Source organism: Paenibacillus spongiae (genome assembly GCF_024734895.1).
GTDB classification, from domain to species: Bacteria; Bacillota; Bacilli; order Paenibacillales; family Paenibacillaceae; genus Paenibacillus_Z; species Paenibacillus_Z spongiae.
In genome coordinates, this window is sequence record NZ_CP091430.1 from 4,743,340 (window position 1) to 4,765,762 (window position 22,423).

Sequence of the window (22,423 nt, forward strand, 5' to 3'; positions counted from 1 at the left end):
ATACCTTAAGCCAGCCTTGTTATCTGCAAAAACCGGCCGTAAGCCTGCTCCCATTCGGAACGGTTCTCGGGTTCGTACACCGTCACCGGGAACGATTCGCGGATGACTTGACGCGCTTCCCAGATGTCGGCGAGCTCGCCCTGCGCGATCCACTGCACGACCAGGTTGCCGATCGCGCTGCCTTCGGCTGGTCCTGCCCATACCGGCTTGCCGATGGCATTAGCCGACCATGCGCACAGCAGCGTATTATGGATACCGCCGCCTACCATATGAAGCCCGTTGAATTGCTTGCCGGACAGACGCTCTGTCAATTCAAGCACATAACGGTATTTTAACGCAAGACTCTCCAGAATGCACCTGACAATCGCACCGACATCCTCCGGCGGCTGCTGGCCTGTCTGCAGGCAGTAGCTGCGGATTTGGGCCGGCATGTCGCCCGGATGCAGGAACATCGGGTCGTCCGGATCGATGAATGCCGCGAATGGAGCCGCTTTCTCGGCTGAAGCGACAAGCTCCGGGAACGTATAAGACTTCCCTGTCCGTTCCCATTCCCGTCTGCTCTCCTGCAGCACCCACAGGCCCATAATATTCTTAAGCAGCCGGAACGTGCCGTCTACGCCGCCTTCGTTCGTGAAATTGAGTTCGCCGGCCAGGTCGTTAATGACGGGCTGATCGACTTCGGTTCCCATCAGTGACCACGTTCCGCAGCTTAAATAAGCGAAGGAACGATCCAATGCGGGAACGGCGGCGACCGCTGAACCCGTATCATGCTCCGCCACGGCATAGACCGGAATCGAGTCGATGCCAAGCTCGGAACAGACTGAGTGTCTTAACTTGCCTGCGCTCGCGCCCGGCTGAAGGATTGGGCCGAACCACGATTGCGGGATACCAAGCTTATCCAGCAGCTCTCCATCCCAATTTCCTTTAATGGGATTGTACAGCTGCGTCGTCGTGGCGTTGGAGAATTCATTATACATGTCACCCGTTAAGAAATAACGAAGCAGGTCCGGAATCATGAGAAAGCGATCCGCTTGCTGCAGCCACGGCGAATTCGCCTTCTTCAGCGCGTATAGCTGAAAGATCGTATTGAACTGCAGGAACTGAATGCCTGTACGTCCGAATATTTCCTTGGCCGGCAGCTCGGCGAACAGCGCTTCCATCGCTCCGTCCGTTTGACGGTCGCGGTAATGATACGGATTGCCCACCAGCTCGCCATTCTTATCGATGAAGCCGAAATCGACCGCCCACGAATCGATTCCGATGCTCTTCAGCGCAATGTCTTGATGCTTCGCCTTGAGCAGCCCTTGCTTGATCTCGTGAACCAGACGAAGAATGTCCCAATGCAGGCGGTCGCCCACCTGCACCGGGTCATTAGGGAAGCGGTGAAGCTCCTCCACTTCGATCTTGCGGTCCGTGAGACGGCCGAGTAACGCTCTGCCGCTGCTCGCTCCTAAATCAAATGCGAGAATACTCACCTGTCGGCACCGCCCTTAATTAAGTAGTCATTCCGGAAGGAGTACAGCTGCTATTTTACGACAGCAGCCTCGTTTTCGCGTTTCAGCAGAACTTCTTTCTCATATGTCTTCACTTCGGCCAGCCACTCTTCGCGGACCGGGACGCCTTGCTTCGCGCAATAGTAATCCCATACTGCGCCGAATGGATAGGACTTGAATTCTTCCGTCAGGGCAAGGCGTGTCGTATAATCGCCTTCAAGCTCGGCTTGCTTCAACGCTTCTACCGGCTCCAGCATAGCACGCAGCAGCGCCTTGATCGTATTGCGCGTACCGATCACCCATGCCGCTACGCGGTTGATGCTGGCGTCGAAGAAATCGAGGCCGATATGCGTCGTTTCCAGCAGGTTGTTGCGAACAAGCTCTCTGCCGATTTCCATCAGCTCGTCATCCATAACGACAACGTGATCGCTATCCCAACGCATAGGGCGGCTGACGTGCAGCAGGATGCCGTCCGTGAACAGAGCCAGCGAAGACAATTTATTCGAGATGACTTCGGTCGGATGGAAGTGGCCGGCATCGAGGCAGATCAGCTTATTGTTCGTAATGCCATAGCCCATGTAGAACTCATGGGAGCCGACTACGTATGCTTCGGAACCAAGGCCGAACAGCTTGCTTTCAACTGCGTCAAGATTGTATTTAGGGTCAATCTCTTCCGCGAATACTTGATCCAAAGAATCCTTCAGGCGCTGTCTAGGTGCCATCCGGTCTGCAGGAACGTCTTTATAGCCGTCTGGAACCCACACGTTCGTTACGCATGTTTGTCCCAGCTGTTCACCGAAGTAAGCGCCGATTTTTCTCGATGCGATGCAGTGGTCGATCCAGAACTGGCGAATTTCCGGGTCTGGATGGCTCAGCGTGAAGCCGTCGCTCGATTTCTCATGCGAGAAGCAGGTTGGGTTGAAGTCAAGACCGAGACCTTGCTCCTTCGCCCAATCCACCCAGCTTTGAAAATGCTTCGGTTCCAGCTGGTCCAAGTCCACTTTCTCATTCGTATCCGCATAAATAGCATGAAGATTGACTTTATGTTTGCCTGGAATCAGCGAGAACGCTTTCTCCATATCCGCTTGCAGCTGCTTCGGCGTACGGGCTGCGCCGGGATAGTTGCCTGTTACCGAGATGCCGCCGGTCAATTCTTGATCTTGGAACAGGAAGCCGCGAACATCGTCGCCCTGCCAGCAGTGAACCGATACTTTGATTTTCTCCAGCGCTTCCAGCACTTGATCGACATCAATTCCGTGTTTCTGGTAAAGGCTCTTCGCCTCTTCGTAGCTTTTTTCAATCGACGTTTGCATAGTTGTTGTTCCCTCCTTATTTGATGGCATAGCCCAATGTTGTCATTAAAGCGTTCTCAGCCTGCGTCGCGTCAAGCCGGCTGTACTGCACGATAACCGGAATGTCGCTGATCACTTCGATCGCGTAGGGAACGCCGACCGGAATCGACGTCCCTTCGTGACTTAGCGAACTCGTGCGGATATGTCTGGTCCGGCGACCGGGGCAGACGACGAGAATGTTCTCAATCGGATCCCGATCCTCGAAGAAGATCGTGAATTTCAATAGCGCTTCCTCGGTGGACGTGTTCAGCACGCATACCGATTCATGGCTCTCATAAGCGCCAGCCGCGCTCGTTGGGGGAATGAAACCGTCAGGAATATACCAGACTTTCTCGCCTCTTGCTTTAGACATGGATAAGTGCCACCCTTCTTATCGAGTAAATGCCGCCGGTACGCCGCCGTCAATCGTCAGCATACAGCCGGTTGTCTTGCTGGATTTCGAGGATGCGAAGAAGGCAATGCCTTCGGCGATATCCCGTGGATAGATATTGACAAGCAGCGTCGTGCGTTTGCGGTAATGGTCTTCCAGCTGATCCGGCTCAATGCCGTAAGCGGCTGCCCGCTCATTGCGCCAGTTCGAATTCCAGATCGCGGAGCCCTGCAGGATCGCATCCGGCAGAATCGTGTTGACGCGAATGCCGAACTCTCCGCCTTCCGTGGCGATGCAGCGTGCCAGATGCGCTTCGAGCGCTTTGACGGCGCTGTATGCCGTCACGTTCTTGCCGGCAAAGATGGAGTTTTTGGAGCCGATGAACACCATGTTGCCGCCAATGCCTTGCTCTTTCATAAGCTTGAACGCTTCGCGGGCAACAAGGAAGTAGCCTGTGCCAAGCACGTTGATATTCAAATTCCATTCCTTCAGCGAGGTCTCGTCGAACGGGCTGGAGGTTGCCAATCCGGCATTGTTGACGATAATATCTACGCCGCCATACGTAAGCGCAGTATCCGCATAAGCTGCTGCGATTTGCTCTTCGCTCGTTACGTCCATTTTAACGGCGATGGCCCGATTCTCGCCATACTTTTCATTGATTTCGCCGGCTACCTTCTGAGCGCCTTCCAAATTCAGATCGGCCAATACGACATGAGCGCCTTCGGATACGAGACGGCGAGCCGTTTCGCTGCCGATGCCGCCCGCGCCGCCCGTGATGAACGCGACTTTGCGGGAGAACTCGGCTTCTGCCGGCGCGAGCGACAATTTGTACAGCTCAAGCGGCCAGTATTCCACGTTGTACGATTCGTTCTCGCTCAGCGAAACGAAATTGCCAAGCGCCGTTGCGCCGCGCATAACCGCAATTGCGCGGTGGTAGAGCGCTCCGCTTACTTGGGACATTGCCCAGCTCTTGCCGGTATTGATCATGCCGACGCCGGGGATCAGAATAACGCGCGGCGCAGCTTCGAACATGACGTCCCCATCGTTGTGGTTCCGTTCGAAGTATGCTTTGTACTGCTCTTTGTAAGCCGCGATGCCTTCCTTGAGCTTCGCTTTCAGTCCATCCACGTCATCCGCGTTCGGCGTCCAGTCGATAAACAGCGGAACGACCTTCGTATGAACCAGGTGATCCGGGCAAGCCGCGCCAACCTGAGACAGAGAAGGAGAATCTTGGCCGCCTACGAACTGAAGCACATCGTCCTGATCGTCGAACGAGAGCATCATCTGCTTCGCATCGCTGACCGCTCCGCGTATAACCGGCATAACTTGCGATGCGATGCTTCTGCGGACTTCTGCCGCCAGTGCCGCGTGCTTCAAGCCGCCGAAGAGCTTGTCTTCCTTCACGCGCGCTTCGATGAACGCTTCAGCCTCGCTGATGATCTTAATCGTCTGTGCGTAAGCCGCTTCCGACGTTTCGCCCCAAGTGACCAAACCGTGTTTCTCCATCAGTACCAGTTCGGCCTTCGGATTCCCCAGAACGCCTTCCGCGATCATCTTCGACAGCGTGAAGCCCGGGCGCACATAGGGTACCCATACGAAACGGTCGCCGAAAATTTCGCGGGCGATTTCTTTGCCGTTATCCGCACAGCATAGGCTAATAATAGAATCCGGATGCGTATGGTCGACGTGCTTGAACGGCAGGAATGCATGCAGAAGCGTCTCGATGGAAGCGCGCGGGTGCTTGGCATCGATCATGCAGTTCGCCAAGTAAGCCACCATTTCCTCATCGGACATTTCGCTGCGGTCAAACAATGGGCGGATGTCGTCCATGCGAAGTCCGGTAAAATTGCCGGCTTTCATCGTTGCCAAGTCCGATCCGCTGCCCTTCACGTACATCACTTCAATGTCGCGGCCGCGGAAATCCTTCACGACCGTCTTGCTGGACGTGTTGCCGCCGCCCCAGTTGCATACCCGACGATCGGAACCGATAATATTCGACCGGTAAACGAGTTCGTCAAGTCCGCCTTGAAGCTCGGATGCCTTCGATTTGTCCCACAATGATTGTACCATTCATTTACCTCCGGTTGTTGTTTATTTATGTTTGTTTTCATCCTATCATATTTGTTTATTTTTGAAAATAGTTTTTTTCAAGCGAAAACGGAAATGATTCATCGTCGAATTAGGATGATCTGGTACACCTATCTGTGAATTGTTTTTTGTTTCAATTGGTTTAAACTGTTATCGGGCTCCGATCTAGTGAGTGAAATCACAGCGTCCTCCCGAAGCGCATACCGGCAATACCCAAAAAACCTTTCGCCGCGCACGCAAGCGCAAGCGAAAGGTTCTGCGGCTACTATGAGGTCGGATTTCCCCACGATCAGCTGAGAAATCGAATATTGATATCCCGTTTATCGAGCAGTCTGGATATTTCATCGCGCAGCTTGGACTCCTCCGTGATGTCCCATTTGGCTCTCAGCCTATCGATGGTTTCTTTGCGGAGCTCGTCGTACTTTTGTTTCTGTTTCTTATACTCTTTCGTTAACATGCCGGAATAGATGAAGACGGACAGCGCTACGACGATGAATAGGAGGGATGCCCTGCTCTTGCCCAGATACTGAAACGAAATAAAGATATCTTGGCTCGAAATCAGACTGAGTCTGTACATCCAATACATGACGACACCGGCTATGCCTAAATTGACGACGGCCAAGATCCGGTTCATCCATCGGATATGATCAACCTTCTGCTTCCGGTCGACGATTTCCTTGACCAGCAGCTTCGTATCTTCCGCTATCGGCAGCATCTCGATTCGATCCATCACTTCGCGCACGCTAATCATTGTCCCATCACCTCAATGCATGTATATGCCGAAGTAATGCCGGAACAGTACACCGCTCCTCAGCTGCCGGTCATTTCGTTTCTATAATATATCGTTTTAAAATGGAACCTTGAACGCATTCTTCACCGTACATCCCCTTCGAGCATACTGCTCTTTGTCTGGCTAAGTCCTATCACGGACAAGAGGCTAGGCAAGAACATCAGGTAATAAGCAGTCGATACTCCTGCAAATTTCTTTGTGCCGTCCTTCAAAAAAAAGGTTGATTATTTTTGAGAATCGGCTAAAATGATGATAATGATTATCATTTCAACCGTATGAAGGAGTCGGTGCAATTGAGTTATTTGCTGCCCGCGACCACCATGATTCTCGTTGCCCTGGGTTCGCTATGCTTGTTCATGGCAATGGATCACGACCGCAAGAATCAGGAAATACGCAGAAGAAGAACCGCAGGGCGACCTGTCCTGGTATCCAGCGTTCAATCCCCCGCTCAAACGCAAGAGAGCTGACCGCACGAAGGTACATTCGTGCAGGCAGCTCTTTTTTTCTATATCGCGGTATTGGTTCTGGTTTTGTTCGGCTGACGCAGCAGCCGCAGTCCATTCAGGATAACGAGGATCGTGCTTCCTTCATGTCCGATGACGCCGAGCGGGAGCGCGATGCCTTCGATAAAGTTAGCGGCGATGAGCAGCGTAATCACGCTGATGGCGAATATAATGTTCTGTTTGACGATCTTAGCCGTACGTTTGCCAAGCGCGATCGCATCGGCGATTCTGCCGATGTCATCCTTCAGCAGGACGAGGTTGGCCGTTTCAAGCGCCGCGTCGCTTCCTGCTGCGCCCATTGCGATTCCGACTGTTGCGGTCGCCAGCGCCGGAGCGTCATTTACACCGTCTCCGACCATGGCGACATGGCCGTACTTGCCTTTCAATTCCTTAACGATATTCACTTTGTCCTCCGGCAGCAGCTCGGCGTACACCATGTCGATACCCGCTTCACGGGCAATCGTCTCGGCAGTCTTCCTCTGATCGCCGGTCAGCATGGCAACTAGAACTCCCTGCTTCTTCAAGGATGCAATGGCTTGCTTGGCATCGGCGCGTATGCTGTCCCGGAGTGCAATGATTCCGACGGCTCCCTTCGAATGATGCAGAACAGTCACCGTTTTTCCTTCTTCCTCAAGTCGATGGATGATTTGAGTCAGCTCATCGGTATGGTGACATGCCTCCAAGAATGACGGCTTGCCGATTTTCCATGTTTCCCCTGCCAGCTGCGCCTCTAGCCCCCATCCCGTGCGGGCTGTAAATTCCTTCGGACGATCAAGCCTTACGCCGAGCTCCTTCGCTTTATCAACGATGGCTTGCGCAAGCGGATGCTCCGACAAGCTTTCAAGCGAAGCCGCGATCTGCAGCATCTCATGCTCGCTATAGCCTTGCAGCGGAATCGAATCCGTTACCGCCGGCTGTCCCGTCGTCAACGTTCCCGTCTTATCAAAAGCGATCACCTTCGTACGGGCGAGATTCTCAAGATGCGCGCCGCCTTTGAAGAGAAGACCCTTCCTGGCGCTGCTCGATATCGCCGACAGCATGGCGGGCATGATCGAGGCGACCAAGGCGCAGGGAGATGCAACAACGAGAAAGACCATCGCTTTATAGAACGTTTCTTCCCACGACCAGCCCATAACTACCGGCGGAAGAACGATTAAGAGCATACTAATGAAAATAATGGCTCTTGCGTATATGCGCTCGAATCGTTCCATGAACAATTGCGATACCGGCTTCTCGCTTTGAGCTTCTTGGACGAGGCGAATGATCTTGGCGAACAGGGTCGATTCCCCCGGGCGGCTCACTTCGATAAACAATGCGCCCTGACCATTCAACGTACCTGCAAACACCTCGCTGCCGGCATCCTTATCCACCGGAATCGACTCCCCGGTGATCGAAGCCTGGTTAACGGCTGAATAGCCTTCCACGACGACGCCATCGGCAGGAATGCTCTCGCCGGGCTTAACGATAACTCTGTCGCCGACCTTCAGCTCATTGATGGATACGACCGTCTCGATCCCGTCTTGGTAAACCACGGCGGTCTCAGGCTTCATCTCCATTAAGGCGGAGATATCGCGTCTGCTGCGATCCATTGTGTAGGTCTCCAGAGCGCCGCTCAACGAGAAAATAAAAATCAGCACTGCGCCTTCGGTCCAATAACCGATGCTGGCCGCTCCAATCGCTGCGACCAGCATAAGCAGATTGACATCAAGATCCCGCTCGTAGATCAAGGTTTGCAAGCCTTCCTTCGCCTTGGCGAACCCGCCGATGAGAAAGGCGCACGAATATAGAATAACCGACCAGGTATAAGAAATATCGTTAATGCTCCAAGCGGCAGCTATGATAATACCGCTCATTAATGCCGCGATTCCTTCGCCGTATCGGCTGAATGTATCCTTCAGCTTGCCCGGCAGCGATCCTCCTGTCTCCGGGATCTCCTTGTCGCCGACCTTTGCTTCTGTCGTTTGCATGGCTGAAATCATTGCCATCACTCCTCTCTATTTGAGAATGAGTCCCATTATTGAACCCCTAAAAATGGAACATGCTGCCCCTAATTAGGGACAGCACGTCAAATGAGAACCATACTCATCTTGTCTAGATTCAATTATGTTTCATCAGGGAAACTTTATAATAATAATTATAATCTAGAACGAGTGAAAAGTAAATAGCTGGTATAAGGTTGGGATAGGCTGACTGGCGCAGTTTATTTTATGTCGAGCCGTATAAATGCGTTACACTTCGGGTTATTAATGATTGCGACCGGCTGCTTATAAAGTCTTCGGCGGCTGTAAGTCCCTTTTTCGGTCTTTCAGCTCACCCGTCCAGCCTCTCGACAGGCTGTAACGCCGTTTTTCGCTCTTACAGCTGAAGCTGGACTTGACCTACATCAATATACCGCCCTCGCAGCCCACGCGCAACTAACGGCAAACGAACAGTATCACACTGAAGGCAGCCGCACGTATGTCAGGCTTCCTTGTGCATGAGCCGTGATGCGGGCTTATTGGACGCGAAACAGCACTTGCTTGCGATTCGCTATGGCTTCGGCCATCGGCTTGTCGATGATGTCATTGATCGGACTCAAGATTCGCTCCGAACCGTCAGCGATCCGATATACGCCATAGCCAAGCGGCTCGATTGCCGCTGAGACGCCGACATGTTCTTGTTCCGGGTCCGCACCGTCTACACCGAGCAGCAAAACTCCATGCCGGTAGGAATGGGCCTCCTTCATGCTATAGTCTCCCTCCACCCGATTGACCCTCAGCTCAATCGGGAAGGTCAGCTCGACTGTCGCTCCGATGACGGGCTCCAGCGTGACAGCCGCGAAGCCTTCCCGAATGACCGCATCTCTCGCTTCGCCGTTCACCTTCAGCTTCATCGCGGAAGCGTCCGCCCATCCCGGTACATATAGCTCGACGACAAAGGACTCCGTCCGCGAGGATTCCGTTATTTCCAGCGAGACGTAACCATCATAAGGATAAGCGGTGCGCTGGCTGATCGACAATGCGCCGCCATCCATCGCAAACCGGCCAACACTATCCGAATAGAATGGGACGACAATCCGTCCCTCTTCATATTCGTAGCAATATTCGACCGATCTGGATAAACCTTCGCCGCCGCGCATCGTACAGCACCAGAACGCTTCGAACATGCCTTCCGACTTGGGCGCAATCGACAATTCGCCATGGGCGCCCGTGCAGACGTCACAGCCGAATCCGCCGTTCGGGCGCTGCCCGTAACCCATGCCGTTATAATAAATATGATGGGCCATATCAAGCAGCTCCGGCTTGCCCGTATGTTTCCATAAGGTTACGGCAACCATGAATGAATCGACCACCGCGCAGCTTTCCGTCCATTCCGGCCGGCCGAACCAGTTGTAATTGGCGTACGTCTCTGTCATGCCTTCCTTTATATAGAGCTTGAAGATATCCTCGGCTTTGCGCAGCAAGGCTCCATTCCCGGTTGTTTCATAATGACGCAGCAGCCCCCGTGTCGCGGACAGCGTCGCATGGGTTTGGAACGACAAGCCTGATAAATCGATTGTCATGAATTTGGCGATCATCTCGTCAATGAGCTCCCCCAGTTCCGGCCGCTTCAATATTTGATAAGCCTGAGTAGCGCCATCCAGCATGATGAACGCGCATCCGATATCGGTAGATAAGCGCCATGCTCCGACCTTCTCCTTCTGCAGCTCTCCGATCGCTTCCCCTTCGAATACCCGCTGCTCCGGCAAGACCGGGTAATCCGCATAGTAGCCCCTAGCCGGGAGAAGCAAATATTCCGTCATATTTTCGACCACGGATAAGGAGAAGGCGTCTTTCTTCCATAAATAATGCTCAGCCATCGAACGTAGAAACCAGCTGTTTCCGGACAGCTGTTGCTCGTCTATGGTTCCAGCCGCATACACGGGTCCGAAGAAGCCCTTCTCATTCAACCTGGACGGCAAACGCCTCATGATCTCAGCCAAATGTACCGGCTCCCTATGCGTCGCTTGAGCCAGCAGTACCAGTGCGAGAATCGACCGCCCCTCCCAATCGCCAGGCCAATCATACGAGGCTTCCTTAAACACCGCATCCGGCTCGTACGGCTCCGATTCCATCCGGTCGAAGCTCAACATCGCCCGTTTATAGGCTGTGCCCTCTATCTTCAGATCTTGCCATGCCATTGTCTTCAACAGGAATCGCCTCCCTTTCATCTTGTCGTTGCTTTCATTGTTCGACATCGAATCTAGAAATTCCTACCATATGAAAATCGAACTCTCCTTTTCGCTTCATTCTACCCCGTTCCTACTCATAAGGGCTGTAACGTTATTTGTCTGAAACCCCCGTCAAAGCCCGCCTTCGTCACGTACTGGTAACGGCCCTCTGCGAAAGCATCGCGGTGCGGAAAATGAAGGTGCCCGCAAAAAATGCCGGCGATGTTCGGATATTCAACTTCCGTAATCATCCGATGGAACTGTTGCGTAGACTCTTCAGCTTCGCGAAGCCCCCAGCGCTCTCTCGCATCCGCAGCCCATCCGGGCGCATTCAGCATAATCGGATCGCGCCATATCTCAAGCGTCTTGTCCGCAAGGGTAGGCAAATACATCGGAATGTGGAAGAAGAGCAGCGTCGGGATGCCTTCAGCCAGCTGCCGCCTGACGAATTGCAGCTGCTCCCCGTTGATTTGATAATTGCTGTCGTCCAGAACGATTAGCTTCACGCCATCAAGATTCATCACCCCGTAAGAGGGGTTCCCGGCCGTGACTTTGTTGAACATCGGGTATACCGACAGCCTCAGCTCATCATGCGGATGATGGTGGGTAAACAGCCAGTCATGATTCCCGAGCGTATACAAGTACGGCGAATCCAGTCGGCCGAACTGCTCTTCGAGTATCTCAATATTCCGGACAGATGGGAACTGAACGATATCGCCTGTAAATATGGTGCATTCAGCTTGCCACTCGTTGCTGTGGCGAATGGCCTGCTGGAAGTGTTCCATCGCCCGTCCCCCATATACCTGACGGCAGCGCTCCGCATCGGCGACGATACGTTCTTCATCCCTGTCGTCCGCTTCCGAATAATGGGAATCTGTCACATGCAGAAGCTTCATCTCGCGCCGAAGTCCCGGAATGCCGATTACCGTTTCTTCCAATGCACTTGTCTCGATCGTCATATCCTTCATTAATCGGACCTCCACTCATCGTTCTTATTGAAATATGACCATTGCTCGATACGTTCGATAATGACGTCCGGAATCGGCACGGAAGCATCGCCCCCCGTTAACGTTTGATTCATGCCTCCCGACCGGAGCCAGATCGTTCTCATGCCTGCACGTACGCCGCCTGCGATATCCGTTTCCAGATTATCGCCGACCATCGTGCAATGCCGGGCCTCTGCGCCATATTTATTCATGGCGCACTCGAATAGGTATGGACCAGGTTTGCCGATCGACGGTACCGGCTGACCGGTAATCGCTTCTATCGCCCGCGCCAGAGCTCCCGTTTCCGGTATTTTGCTGCCTCCGGGCCCGGGATGATACAAATCCGGATTTGTCGCAACCAGCTTTACGCCGCGCTCCACGTCATTCACGATCTGCTGCAGCTTATCGAATGAGAAGTCTGTATCCCTTCCTAGTACAATGACATCGGCCTGTTCAGCCGAAGGCAGCGGGATGATGCGATGCCCCTTCTCCGCAATCGCCTGCTGCATGCTTTGCGAGCCGGCCGCCTTCACCTTCAGCGGACCATACTGCCCCATAAGGTATGATCCAACCGCATCCGTTGCCGTTACGATCTCGTCCGGTTGAGCGAAAATGCCGATTCCAAATAATTTTCGAGCGATTTCGCCCGCCGTATTCCGGGAATTGTTCGTAATGAACCCGACCTTCTTCCCGTTCCCGCGAAGGTAATTCAACAGCTCCTGTGCACCCGGAGCGGGCCGGTCGCGATAATAGAGCGTCCCGTCCAAATCAAAGAAATATACGTCCGAAGCCTGCCAAATAACAATGCTCCTCCTCTCTCTTCCTTACGCAAGGCAACAAAAAAAGAGAAAGACCGGGCGATTATGGGCGCGCGTGAACACGCCTCTTATCGCTTCGGAGCTTTCTCTTATCCGCTGCTCGTTATGGTATAAGTCGACACTACGAATATATCGGTTAATCTTAAGCAAGTCAATTACAAATCCTCTAGATCGCGAAAAGTGAGCGGCCATAGCGCTTGCTCACTGACTGATAGCGAGGTGGCGCCGGCTTGTATACTCTCGGCAGCTTCCTGTCTGGTCTGAATCAGTCCGCTTGCAATGACCGGTATTTCAGGCAGCTCTTCCGTGAACCGGGTGATGACCTTGCTCATCAGGCCGGGCATGATTTCGATGGCGTCTGGCTCCGTCGTACGAGCCAGTTTCAATCCGTTCTCAAGCGCCAACGAATCCAGGACGAATAAATGCAGGATTGCGTACAGCCCGTTCTTCGCGGCCTCCTTGATGAGATGACTCTTAGGCGTGATGATGCCGTCCGCCCCTATGTACTCCTTCACGAACTGAAGCGTCTCTTTGTCCGTACTGGATAAGCCGCGGATCAAGTCGATATGGAGGAAGGCGCCCTTCCCCGCTTCCGCACATTCCCTTGCCGATTGAATGACGTCCGACACGCTGCCGCCCATGAAGAACAAATTATCGACGCCGCTGTTAAGTGCTGCTTCGGTATCGCCCCTGCTTCTAACGGCGGCTATGATCGGTTTTTGTCCAATTCGATGCAATAATGGCATTTCCGCAGCTCCCCTCTTGAATGACTTGGCATGACAAGAACGCTATAGTCATGAAGAATACATCCGATGAACAGGCGATGACCGGTCCATTCCCATGCTATTATACATGAAAATGTATGTAGGGACTCGGAAAACTCTAATCCGCTGCGAACAAATAAGCACCCCGTTATTCCGGGATGCTGTTCCGTTCAGATAAGTCATGCATTTGATAAAAGGCTGCTGGCAGGTTACTGATCCCAGACATAATATCGTGACCGGCATTCGAACGCACCTGCAGAAGCGACTTGTGAACCAGGAGATCCGCGCCACAGTCATCAGTGGACAATTGAATATAAACATAGTACATTAATAAAAATCGCTATTTTCAATAAAGAAATGCTTTTTACGAGGAGGTAAATGATTGACAACCCCTAAGCAAACTTCTGTCGTTAAGTCTGCCGACCGCGTCCTTGATATATTAGAGCTGCTGGCCGTGGAGCAGCATTCCATAAATTTGGTGGAAATCGCAAGAAAGCTGGATATGCCGACAAGCAGCACATACAAGATTTTGCAGAACATGCTTGCCCGCGGTTATCTGGAGACGGACGTCAGCGAGAAGATGTTCAAGCTTGGCTACAAGGTGCTCGAAATCGCTACCAAGTATTCCCAGAATACCGATCTCATCTCCCAATTCCAAAACTTCGCGCAAAAAATCGTCCAAGATATCAATGAAGCGGCTTTCCTGTCGATTCGAGAGAAGGATATGATTCTATATGTATCGGAGAAGCAGAGCAGCCATCCCGTCCGCTTCGTCTCCCACATGGGAATGAAGCTGCCGATCCACTCGACCGCAATGGGCAAGGCCATGCTGAGCAAGCTGACGGATCAGGAAATTTACGGGCTGTTCCCGAGCAATCAGCTGGGGAAATTAACGGATGGAACCATTCAAGAGCGCGAACAATTGCTGAAGCAGATGGAAGAAATACGCCAGGAAGGACTAGCATACAGCTATGGCGAAGCGATACAAGGCGTCCAGTGTGTCGCAGCTCCAATATGCAATGCGAAGGGCGATGCTGCAGCCGCAATGAGTATCTCCATACCGGCGGCCCGCTTCACGCCGGAAATCTGGGAGAAGGCTAAGGCATGGGTAACCCAGGGCGCCAAGGAGCTGAGCCTAAGCCTGTTCTACCAGCCTCACGAGTCGAATCAGGCGTAGTTACGCCATCATGAGAACATAGCGAATCGGAACAAACGATTCGGGCTTAACAATAAGAAGGGGCTGCTCTTCCGTCATGTTCAATGACGTTTAAGAACAGCCCCTTCGAATCATTGTTATTCGTCCCTTAATGAATGAGTGCGTTGAAAAGACTCGACATCCTGCAGCGACGATACCCGCCCGACGCCGCCGACAGCCTGGGTTGCGAGCGCTCCGCAAGCACTTGCAAACAGTAAGAGCTCCTTGCCGCGTTTCCCGTTCAAATACCCCGCAATCAAGCCCGCGTTAAACGAATCGCCCGCCCCTGTCGTATCGACCGGCGTAATCCGATAGGCATTGACCGATTCGCGCTGTCCGTCTCGCGTCATAAGTACAGCGCCTGCCGACCCGCGTTTCACCGCGACCATGTGACGATCGTCAGGCAGAAGCCCCCATATCTCATCCAGCTTGGACACGCCGTAAATATGCAGCAGCTCATCTTCGCTCGGAATAAAGAGGTCCGTCTCGCGAAGCAATTGGTGAATCTGATCCCGATACCAGATCTGGTGCACATCCCAGCCCGTATCGAAGGAGGTCGTGATGCCCTTCTGTCTTGCCTGTTGAAACAGCTGCTGCCAATGCGGCCGCATGCCATCCTGCAGAAAGTAGGAGCCGAAGTGGACATGTGCCGCCTCCCCATACACCGCCGCCGGAATATCGGACGGAGTTAGCGCCGCTATGCTCCCCATATATGTGAGCAATCCCCGGTCCTTCTGCGTGGATAACGAGATCGTTACGCCCGTTTTCCTGCTCGCGTCCCGTTTGACATGCTCCGTATTCACACCTTTGCCCTGCAGCTGTTCGATGCAGAAGCGTCCGAAGTCATCTTCGCCCACCACACTGACAAAACGGACATCCATTCCCAGCCCTACCAGCGCGCAAGCAGTAATGGCGGATGAGGAACCAAGCACGAGATCGAATGAATCCACAAGCTTCTCCCGGTTCCACTCCGGCATGACGTCCGATCCGGTAACGATCATATCGACATTCAATTCACCGAGCACATAAATCGTCTTCACTTCTAGCCCTCCCATATCATTGCCCGATCTCCGAGCGGCCGCTCGTTTCAGAGACGAAGTGCCACAAATCTTATTCGGCAGCTGCACAGAAAAAACCTTTCCTTGAGTTAGAGGAAGATTGCTTGCTCAAACCAGGAAAGGTTTCATTTTTATGAATCCAAAAAAATGATTTAACAAGTCATTGCAGGATGAATGCTTCTGAAGAAGCGTTAGCGCTGGCCTTCGGCCAGCGCAGCTTATTCAAGTGTCTTTCGTATTATTAACGCTTCTATTTATGATTTCACTTCGCCGGCTTTGCCGATGCATCCGCAAAGCTCCATCTTTTCAATAGCAAGCCGTTTCACGGCTTCCTTGGCCGGGACCATATATTTGCGCGGATCATTCTCGTCCGGATACTGAGCAAATATAGCTTTAATTGCATCCGAGAATGCGATGCGAAGCTCCGTCGCAATGTTCATCTTCGCCATCCCCAGGGAGACGGCGCGCTTCACTTGATCCGCTGGAATACCGGATCCGCCATGAAGCACGAGCGGTGTCTCGATACGGGAGGCGATTTCGCCGATACGAGCAAAGTCGATATTCGGATCGCCTTTATAAATGCCATGTGCCGTGCCGATTGCCGGCGCCAGCGTATTCACGCCCGTACGTTCAACGAATTGCACGCATTCATCCGGATCTGCAAGCAGCGCATCGCGTTCATCGACAACGATGTCATCCTCGACGCCGCCTACCTTGCCAAGCTCAGCTTCGACGTTAACGCCGGCCGCTGCCGCAATTTCCATTACTTTCGATGTACGGGCGACATTCTCTTCGAACGTATGCATGGAAGCATCGATCATTACGGATGTATAGCCAGCACGGATACATTGAACAAGCAGCGGAAAGTCCGTACAATGGTCCAAATGCAGCGCAATCGGCAGGCCTGTCCGGTTGGCCGCAACCGTTGCAGCCGCCGCGATATAATCGGGCCCCAGATGTTTAACCGTACCGACGGTGGATTGAATGATCAACGGCGATTGCGTCTCTTGAGCGGCTTCAACGACAGCCTGAAGCATTTCCAGCGTATGCACATTGAATGCAGCTACCGCATAGTTGTTCTTTCTTGCGGTTTGAAGCATTTGAGTCGACGAAATAAGTGGCATAATTGAGTTCCTCCTCGTGGGTCTCACAGACTTGCTTGCGTAATCTATAGCATAATCATAAATTTCAATTCTGATTTTTTCAATCTTTTTTTGAATTTATTTTTCATTTGATTGAAATAATCAGGAATATGAATTAAACTGTCACTAGGTTCATGCCATTCTTATACACGGAAAACCACAATTCAAGGAGGGCCCTTTTCTCATGAGTTTAACTTATAACGAAGTCAAGCAGCAGTACACCGCGCTTAAGCAGACCTATGATTACATGAAGTCCAATCGTGAGGATATCGTAAGCTTCATCGCAAAACACGGCATTACTTCCATCACATATGTAGGCTGCGGCTCCAGCTACTGCCTTAGCAAATCGGCTGCATTCTCCAACCGCTTGCGTGCAGGTCTGCCTTCTATGGCACTTGCCGGCGGAGATCTCATGCTGAATACGAAGCGCTATGAAGCTCTGCTTGAGAAAACGCTGCTTGTTGCCCCATCGCGTTCCGGAAGCACAAGCGAAGTCGTTGAAGCGGTAAAGCTCATCCAAGCGGTGAAGCCCGTTCCCGTTCTTGCGATTTCCAGCGTGACGAACTCGCCGCTGTCGCAGAAAGCGGACTTTGCGCTTGAGCTTCCTTGGGCATTCGATCACAGCGTCTGCCAAACCCGCAACATTACGAATCTATATGTCGCGAATCTCATGATTGCCGCTTTCCTCGGCAACGACGAGAGCCTGATCGAGAGCATCGGCACCGCCATCAGCCAAGGCGAGTCTTATATGGCACGCGTGGAGAACGCCATCCGCGAGACGGCTGATTTCGAATGGACGAATGCCGTTGTCCTTGCGGACGGAGAACTCCAAGGCCTGGCATCCGAAGGCGCCATTGCCCTGACCGAGATCGCTAAAGTACAGGCGCAATCGCACCATCTGCTTGATGTTCGCCACGGACCGATGGTCACCGTCGGCCCTGATACGCTCGTCATCGCAGCGTTAACGAAGGACGGCTCGGAGCATCAACACAAGCTGATGCAGGATATCAAGAATCGCGGTGCCAAAATTATCGCATTCGGCGATCACGCAAGTGTCGTACCGGCGGATCTCGTCGACCTCGCGATCATTTCCGATACGGAGCTGGATATCGCCGCACAAGGCATTCCGTTCATCTTCATTCCGCAAATCGCGGCATTAAGCAGCGCTGAGCGTCAAGGCATCAATCCTGATCAGCCGGACGGCCTGACCGCTTGGGTGAAGCTGTAATCGCGCTTGCATGAAACAAATAGCAAAAGAGGCTCCGCCTAAGTCAACCTAGGCGGAGCCTCTTTTATAATCTGAAGCGTGCGTGGTACTTCATGAATCTTATCTTATCTCTTCCTTGCCATGACAAAAGCTTTATCGGTATGCTCGAATCCGAGACGCGGGTAATAGTCTACGGCACCGGGTGCGGAGAGCAGCACGAGCGAGCATTCGTCACCCGATACGGCCTGCAGCCTTCGGACAAGCTCCCGGCCGATCCCTTGATTCTTATATTCCTTATCGACCGCCAAATCTGACAGATAACAGCAGTACGAATAATCCGTAACCGCCCTTGCAAGACCAATCAGCCTGTTGTTCCCCGCCCATGCGCTAATCATGATGTCCGAATGATCGATCATCCGCTGAATCCGCTCCAGATCCTCATAGGGCCGCTTAATGCCGGAGCTTCGGAACACTTGTGCAACATCGATCGCGCGAAGCTGCTTATCCTCGCTATAGGTAATCATCGCTTACACCCTCTCTTTTTAGCGCGAGTTTTATTTCAGCCATTATGTCTCGTCTGTCCGGGTTCCATTCCGCTATCCGAAGAACGTGTCCAAGACCGTTCCCATGGTTCCCGACTTCATACGCCGAAGCACGTCAGGATTGTATATTTCAACAAATCCGCAGTTCTCGCAGGATACATACAAATAGTGATGATGCTGAATATCAAGCAGCTTGCTCAAGCCCGTACCCGTCATCGCGACTTCTTGGACGCTGCACTCTTCACCGCCGCATTTGGAGCATTTGAAGTTCTCAGCCAGAAGTTCCTCCACGCCGAGAGAGCTGTTCCCGCCGTCATCCGCCGTAATCGTCTCAAAGCCCTGCTCCTCTTGCGCCGAATCCGCATTTGGAAAATCATCGTCAGACACTTCATATAGCTTCCTGCGGCATTTCGGGCATCGCCCATTCTCAATTTCGATGTTATGTTGACACCACGGACATTCGATCACGGCAATTCACATCCCATCTTTATAATGAAGCGATGATTTGCACCTAGCCCGCCTTCGACGGCAGAATGTTCTTTCTTCCCTTGCTGTTCCGCCGCGCTTCAATCCAACTCCTGAAGCAATTCATTCGGATGCGTCAGCTTCTTGTACTTGGATTCGATGAAGGTATTAAACCAGGTTGCATGAAGCGGATTCAACCCTGCGCGTTCGGCTCCTTCGAGCTCATTCGAGCCGCCATCGCCAACAAAGAAGCATTCATCCGCCCGCACGGCAAGTCTGGAACAAGCCAGCTCATAGATGCGTTGATCCGGTTTGGCACAACCGGCTTCATAGGAGAAAATAACCGTATCGAAATACGCGGCAAGCCCGCTATCCTGCCAGTATTTCACTTCTTCTTCGGTGCAATTGCTAACTAGAGCAAGCTTCAGCTTCCGGTTCTTCAAACTGTCCAGTAACCGCTTAATATCGGGCTCTACCGACTGAAACGGGAGCTGCTTCTCGCGGACCCGCTCTTCATACAACGTATTCACAACGGAATCATGATAAGGTAACGAACGCGCGAGCAATATGTCTTTAAGGACGGCTCTGTAATCCGGGAAAAATCCGGACATTCGCTGCTCCTGCCTTGCCCGCCACTCCTTCTTATAATCTTCATTCGACAATCCGAGCAGAGCCTGGTAATCATAGCTGCGGTTGGACTTTCGCTTTCCAGATGCAAATTCGGTTATCAAGGTTTCAAATAAATCAAAGAGAACGGCTCGAATCTTCATCTGATCGGCCCCTTCTAATTTGGCTTCAAGTTTCAACACAACTAAACCTTCTGCTCGAGACTTACTCCGCCGAATGAATCCTTTTGCGTATGAAGCGTATTTGCCCTCTATGATTAATCTCATCCTCAAACACATGGTACCACATGAAATAATAGTTGGCCGGCTTGTTATACCAGAAGTCTTCTTCCTGTTCAAGCCATTCGTCCGGTACCGTTCTGAATAAATCCAAGGTTCGGTTGCGGACATCACTTAACCGCTGCAGGTAATAATCCAGATCATGACCGCGGATTGCTCGCCGGCCTTCTTCACCCAATTGCAGGGCAGGTCCCCACTCCGCCATCTCGTCTTCAGTCAATTCTCGGTCTTCGAAGGTCTGCGCTTGATACGCCGTCTCAACGGCAGCCATATGCAGCAATAAGGCTCCTATCGAATTGCTGTCCTCGTCAATCAAGGCGTCCAATTGTTCGGCCTTCAACCCGTGAACGGCTTGAAGGGTAGTATGGCGAGCGTAATTCATCATGGAGAGCAGCCGGCTAATCTGCGGGGGATATCCCGTTATATCGGCTATTAAATAAATCCTGTCTTTATCTGTCATTATGGATGCCCTCCAAACGGATTCGATTAGCTGCCTCCGTTAGCGAAGCCGCAGCTGAATGCTCGATACAATCGATAACCTCTTCCCACTGAAGAAGTTCAAGATCTTCATGCTTATGAATGTCCATCCTGTCGAAATCATCCGTTAAATCCTGAATCAGACCGGGAAGAAACGTATAGTGGATCTCATCGATCGCAACAGGCTGCACGTCCAACGTCCGCAGCTGCAGTCGATAATGATCGATCAGTTTGCCGTTGAGACGCCGAAAATCACGGTAACACTGGGCTTGAGCTTCTTTCTTCTCCGGCTGCGGCAGCCACTTGATCTTCTTGTAATAAATGTCCTTTAACCATATATCATCCGAGATCAAATGAAAAAAATAGCCCAGATGAAACACAGACGCGGAGCCGCTGCCGCTCTCCCGAAGGTATTTGTCATAAAAGCTCCCGTAATCCGCGTAGCCGATCCCTTCCGAATCGCATTTGAGAAAATGCGATTTTTCCTTTGCTTCATTCATATGCTTATGTACATCTGGGGCAATGCCGCCCAGTAGAAACAGACTGTCGGCGATCTTCAGCCGATCGGCCAGAATAGCGGTGATCGCATAATGCATGATGCGTGATCCCATCGTCAAGCTCCTTTGTACCCATGTAATAAAATGAACCAATAAATAGCATTCTACTTCATAGACGACGAATCCGTTACGGAAGTTTAGCTTCTAAATTTACCAAATGCAAACGTCTGCTCATGAACGGCTCAATAATTGATCTACCCAGGCGTAGCATCGCTCCAGATCATCATCACGAATGAGATCGGACCGATGCTCGAATTGAATCTTCACGTGATTGTTTTCTTCTCGTATGATCGTCAAGTACGCTTCAATCGGAGCCCAGCCCTCCTCGGGAGACTGTTCGGGCAAGACCGGGTAATGATAGTGCTCGATTCTGTCCGTAAACTGGAGATTCCATAAGTGAATGACCTCCGCATAACGCGCAAATTTCCTGATTACGTGCCGAGCGTCGAAGAAAGGGTCGCACTTGTCCTGCAGAAACAATCGCCCTGTATCCAAACACAGTTTGATACGGGGGTATTTGGCCAGAAGCTCTTCCAGGAGGTTCGTTCGATACACGTATTCGTGAAGAGCGTCGAACTCCAATACGGGTACAAAATCATACTCTTGGCTTCGGTCGGATAGCCATTGAAAGAGACGGTCGCTCTTCTCGGTAAATTCCGCATATGTGTAATCCGTGTCATACACATACTCAGCCGGATCGGCGAACCGCCAGGCGCTCCAATCTACCCGATGATCCAACAGGACAGGCTTGGGATAGTGAAATAAGATATAGGCAGGCTTGGCTGCGGCCAAATAAGCCAATTCTTGATGGACTAATTCGAAGGCGGCTTCTCTGACAGCCTCATCCTGGGATAAGAAGAGCGCATCCCTCAGCGGAGCCCGCCCTGCCCGAAGCGGAAAATGAATGCCGATTTGAAACGAATGCGCCTCCGACTCCCTGATTAGCTTGTTGAAATCCTCTTCCCGCTCGAACAGACACGCTTCGATACCATAGAACGCACGCTTGAAATCCCGTTTATACTTCTTGTCATCGAACATCCCGTACTGACCGATTAAAAAACGGTTCATCCCCATCTTCCTGCTCCCTTATCGGGCTGTCGATCATGCTGTCAACGTTAACCCGCGCATTATGTGACTACCTTGTACCATCCGGCTTCACCTATGAAATGAACAATTCCATCTCCATCACATCTGATCGCTTTTTTAGGATATTTTACCATACCGCCTGGTAGGCTGTGTACAAAATCATGCTTTCCACACTCCACAGCGCCTTGTTTTAAATAGAGCTACTACTGAACGCATCTTAGCGTGGCCGGGTCGACGCGCAGCTGATAGAGGGAACCGGTCCACCCGGGAACAGTCGACATATCGATCACATATTCCGTATAACCCGTATCGTTCGCGATGATCGTAAGCTATTCAATATTTATGCCAGCTTACCGGCAAAGAAGTTCTTCTCCTCCAACTGGATTCATTGTTGCTTCAATAATAAAGAACCCCAGTAGATCCATCCACCTGTCAC

General features: G+C 52.0%; 21 protein-coding genes. 3 read left to right on the forward strand and 18 right to left on the reverse strand.

The features are described from left to right. Positions 1-5: 5 nt before the first annotated feature. The 5 genes from L1F29_RS21495 to L1F29_RS21515 all read right to left on the reverse strand — a co-directional run bounded on the left by L1F29_RS21495 (position 6) and on the right by L1F29_RS21515 (position 6,054). Positions 6-1,475 (reverse strand): rhamnulokinase, encoded by a 1,470-nt coding sequence (locus tag L1F29_RS21495; protein WP_258384091.1) that lies wholly within the window; start codon positions 1,473-1,475, stop codon positions 6-8. 50 nt (positions 1,476-1,525) lie between these two features. Next, a complete protein-coding gene (rhaA, locus tag L1F29_RS21500) occupies positions 1,526-2,806 on the reverse strand; it encodes an L-rhamnose isomerase (RefSeq protein ID WP_258384092.1) in 1,281 nt (426 codons plus the stop codon). 16 nt (positions 2,807-2,822) lie between these two features. Next, complete coding sequence (locus tag L1F29_RS21505) at positions 2,823-3,197, reverse strand: sensory rhodopsin transducer (protein WP_258384093.1); 375 nt, start codon at positions 3,195-3,197, stop codon at positions 2,823-2,825. An 18-nt stretch (positions 3,198-3,215) separates the two neighbouring features. After that, positions 3,216-5,285, reverse strand: coding sequence for a bifunctional aldolase/short-chain dehydrogenase (locus tag L1F29_RS21510; RefSeq protein ID WP_258384094.1), 2,070 nt, complete (start codon positions 5,283-5,285; stop codon positions 3,216-3,218). Positions 5,286-5,592: 307 nt separating this feature from the next. Next, positions 5,593-6,054, reverse strand: a complete 462-nt coding sequence (locus tag L1F29_RS21515; RefSeq protein WP_258384095.1) for a DUF2663 family protein — start codon at positions 6,052-6,054, stop codon at positions 5,593-5,595. A gap of 332 nt (positions 6,055-6,386) precedes the next feature. Here L1F29_RS21515 and L1F29_RS21520 point away from each other — a divergent pair, with 332 nt between their 5' ends. Next, entirely contained in the window at positions 6,387-6,560 is a 174-nt protein-coding gene (locus L1F29_RS21520) for a hypothetical protein (protein WP_258384096.1), read from the forward strand. A 38-nt stretch (positions 6,561-6,598) separates the two neighbouring features. Here L1F29_RS21520 and L1F29_RS21525 read toward each other — a convergent pair whose 3' ends face one another. From L1F29_RS21525 to L1F29_RS21545, 5 genes are all read right to left on the reverse strand, one after another. Further along, entirely contained in the window at positions 6,599-8,581 is a 1,983-nt protein-coding gene (locus L1F29_RS21525; protein WP_258384097.1) for a heavy metal translocating P-type ATPase, read from the reverse strand. Between the two features lie 509 nt (positions 8,582-9,090). Continuing rightward, complete coding sequence (locus tag L1F29_RS21530; protein ID WP_258389766.1) at positions 9,091-10,755, reverse strand: beta-L-arabinofuranosidase domain-containing protein; 1,665 nt, start codon at positions 10,753-10,755, stop codon at positions 9,091-9,093. Positions 10,756-10,880: 125 nt separating this feature from the next. Next, positions 10,881-11,753 (reverse strand): metallophosphoesterase family protein, encoded by an 873-nt coding sequence (locus L1F29_RS21535; RefSeq protein WP_258384098.1) that lies wholly within the window; start codon positions 11,751-11,753, stop codon positions 10,881-10,883. Beyond that, positions 11,753-12,538 (reverse strand): HAD-IIA family hydrolase, encoded by a 786-nt coding sequence (locus L1F29_RS21540; protein ID WP_258384099.1) that lies wholly within the window; start codon positions 12,536-12,538, stop codon positions 11,753-11,755. Before L1F29_RS21540 ends, L1F29_RS21535 begins: the two co-directional genes overlap by 1 nt. A gap of 206 nt (positions 12,539-12,744) precedes the next feature. Next, positions 12,745-13,335 (reverse strand): glycerol-3-phosphate responsive antiterminator, encoded by a 591-nt coding sequence (locus tag L1F29_RS21545; protein WP_258384100.1) that lies wholly within the window; start codon positions 13,333-13,335, stop codon positions 12,745-12,747. Between the two features lie 400 nt (positions 13,336-13,735). Between L1F29_RS21545 and L1F29_RS21550 the strand changes: the two genes are divergently transcribed. Continuing rightward, positions 13,736-14,530, forward strand: coding sequence for an IclR family transcriptional regulator (locus L1F29_RS21550; protein ID WP_258384101.1), 795 nt, complete (start codon positions 13,736-13,738; stop codon positions 14,528-14,530). 116 nt (positions 14,531-14,646) lie between these two features. On the opposite strand, the gene L1F29_RS21555 is transcribed toward L1F29_RS21550, so the two are convergent. Beyond that, positions 14,647-15,588, reverse strand: coding sequence for a carbohydrate kinase family protein (locus L1F29_RS21555; RefSeq protein WP_258384102.1), 942 nt, complete (start codon positions 15,586-15,588; stop codon positions 14,647-14,649). Positions 15,589-15,860: 272 nt separating this feature from the next. Then, positions 15,861-16,730: a class II fructose-1,6-bisphosphate aldolase gene (gene fba / locus L1F29_RS21560; protein ID WP_258384103.1), complete on the reverse strand. Its 870-nt coding sequence runs from the start codon at positions 16,728-16,730 to the stop codon at positions 15,861-15,863. Positions 16,731-16,932: 202 nt separating this feature from the next. On the opposite strand from fba, the gene L1F29_RS21565 reads away from it, so the two are divergent. Continuing rightward, a complete protein-coding gene (locus tag L1F29_RS21565) occupies positions 16,933-17,976 on the forward strand; it encodes an SIS domain-containing protein (RefSeq protein WP_258384104.1) in 1,044 nt (347 codons plus the stop codon). 104 nt (positions 17,977-18,080) lie between these two features. Here L1F29_RS21565 and L1F29_RS21570 read toward each other — a convergent pair whose 3' ends face one another. The 6 genes from L1F29_RS21570 to L1F29_RS21595 form a co-directional block, all read right to left on the reverse strand. Continuing rightward, on the reverse strand, positions 18,081-18,479 hold the full coding sequence (locus tag L1F29_RS21570) for a GNAT family N-acetyltransferase (RefSeq protein WP_258384105.1): 399 nt from the start codon (positions 18,477-18,479) through the stop codon (positions 18,081-18,083). A gap of 72 nt (positions 18,480-18,551) precedes the next feature. After that, positions 18,552-18,884 carry a zinc ribbon domain-containing protein gene (locus L1F29_RS21575; RefSeq protein WP_258384106.1) on the reverse strand — a complete coding sequence of 111 codons (333 nt, stop codon included), beginning with the start codon at positions 18,882-18,884 and terminating at the stop codon, positions 18,552-18,554. A gap of 179 nt (positions 18,885-19,063) precedes the next feature. Then, on the reverse strand, positions 19,064-19,771 hold the full coding sequence (locus tag L1F29_RS21580; protein ID WP_258384107.1) for an HAD family hydrolase: 708 nt from the start codon (positions 19,769-19,771) through the stop codon (positions 19,064-19,066). A gap of 22 nt (positions 19,772-19,793) precedes the next feature. Then, positions 19,794-20,327 (reverse strand): DinB family protein, encoded by a 534-nt coding sequence (locus L1F29_RS21585; RefSeq protein ID WP_258384108.1) that lies wholly within the window; start codon positions 20,325-20,327, stop codon positions 19,794-19,796. Further along, positions 20,317-20,955, reverse strand: coding sequence for a hypothetical protein (locus L1F29_RS21590; RefSeq protein WP_258384109.1), 639 nt, complete (start codon positions 20,953-20,955; stop codon positions 20,317-20,319). Before L1F29_RS21590 ends, L1F29_RS21585 begins: the two co-directional genes overlap by 11 nt. A gap of 117 nt (positions 20,956-21,072) precedes the next feature. Beyond that, complete coding sequence (locus L1F29_RS21595) at positions 21,073-21,969, reverse strand: IolE/MocC family protein (protein ID WP_258384110.1); 897 nt, start codon at positions 21,967-21,969, stop codon at positions 21,073-21,075. Positions 21,970-22,423: the final 454 nt, after the last annotated feature.

Coding starts and splice junctions, on each gene's coding strand:
- L1F29_RS21515 (WP_258384095.1), bottom strand. CDS start 6,054: ATGATTAGCGTGCGCGAAGTGATGGATCGAATCGAGATGCTGCCGATA.
- L1F29_RS21595 (WP_258384110.1), bottom strand. CDS start 21,969: ATGAACCGTTTTTTAATCGGTCAGTACGGGATGTTCGATGACAAGAAG.
- fba (WP_258384103.1), bottom strand. CDS start 16,730: ATGCCACTTATTTCGTCGACTCAAATGCTTCAAACCGCAAGAAAGAAC.
- L1F29_RS21585 (WP_258384108.1), bottom strand. CDS start 20,327: ATGACAGATAAAGACAGGATTTATTTAATAGCCGATATAACGGGATAT.
- L1F29_RS21535 (WP_258384098.1), bottom strand. CDS start 11,753: ATGAAGGATATGACGATCGAGACAAGTGCATTGGAAGAAACGGTAATC.
- L1F29_RS21570 (WP_258384105.1), bottom strand. CDS start 18,479: ATGATTACCTATAGCGAGGATAAGCAGCTTCGCGCGATCGATGTTGCA.
- L1F29_RS21525 (WP_258384097.1), bottom strand. CDS start 8,581: ATGGCAATGATTTCAGCCATGCAAACGACAGAAGCAAAGGTCGGCGAC.
- L1F29_RS21590 (WP_258384109.1), bottom strand. CDS start 20,955: ATGGGATCACGCATCATGCATTATGCGATCACCGCTATTCTGGCCGAT.
- L1F29_RS21565 (WP_258384104.1), top strand. CDS start 16,933: ATGAGTTTAACTTATAACGAAGTCAAGCAGCAGTACACCGCGCTTAAG.
- L1F29_RS21510 (WP_258384094.1), bottom strand. CDS start 5,285: ATGGTACAATCATTGTGGGACAAATCGAAGGCATCCGAGCTTCAAGGC.
- L1F29_RS21505 (WP_258384093.1), bottom strand. CDS start 3,197: ATGTCTAAAGCAAGAGGCGAGAAAGTCTGGTATATTCCTGACGGTTTC.
- rhaA (WP_258384092.1), bottom strand. CDS start 2,806: ATGCAAACGTCGATTGAAAAAAGCTACGAAGAGGCGAAGAGCCTTTAC.
- L1F29_RS21530 (WP_258389766.1), bottom strand. CDS start 10,755: ATGGCATGGCAAGATCTGAAGATAGAGGGCACAGCCTATAAACGGGCG.
- L1F29_RS21545 (WP_258384100.1), bottom strand. CDS start 13,335: ATGCCATTATTGCATCGAATTGGACAAAAACCGATCATAGCCGCCGTT.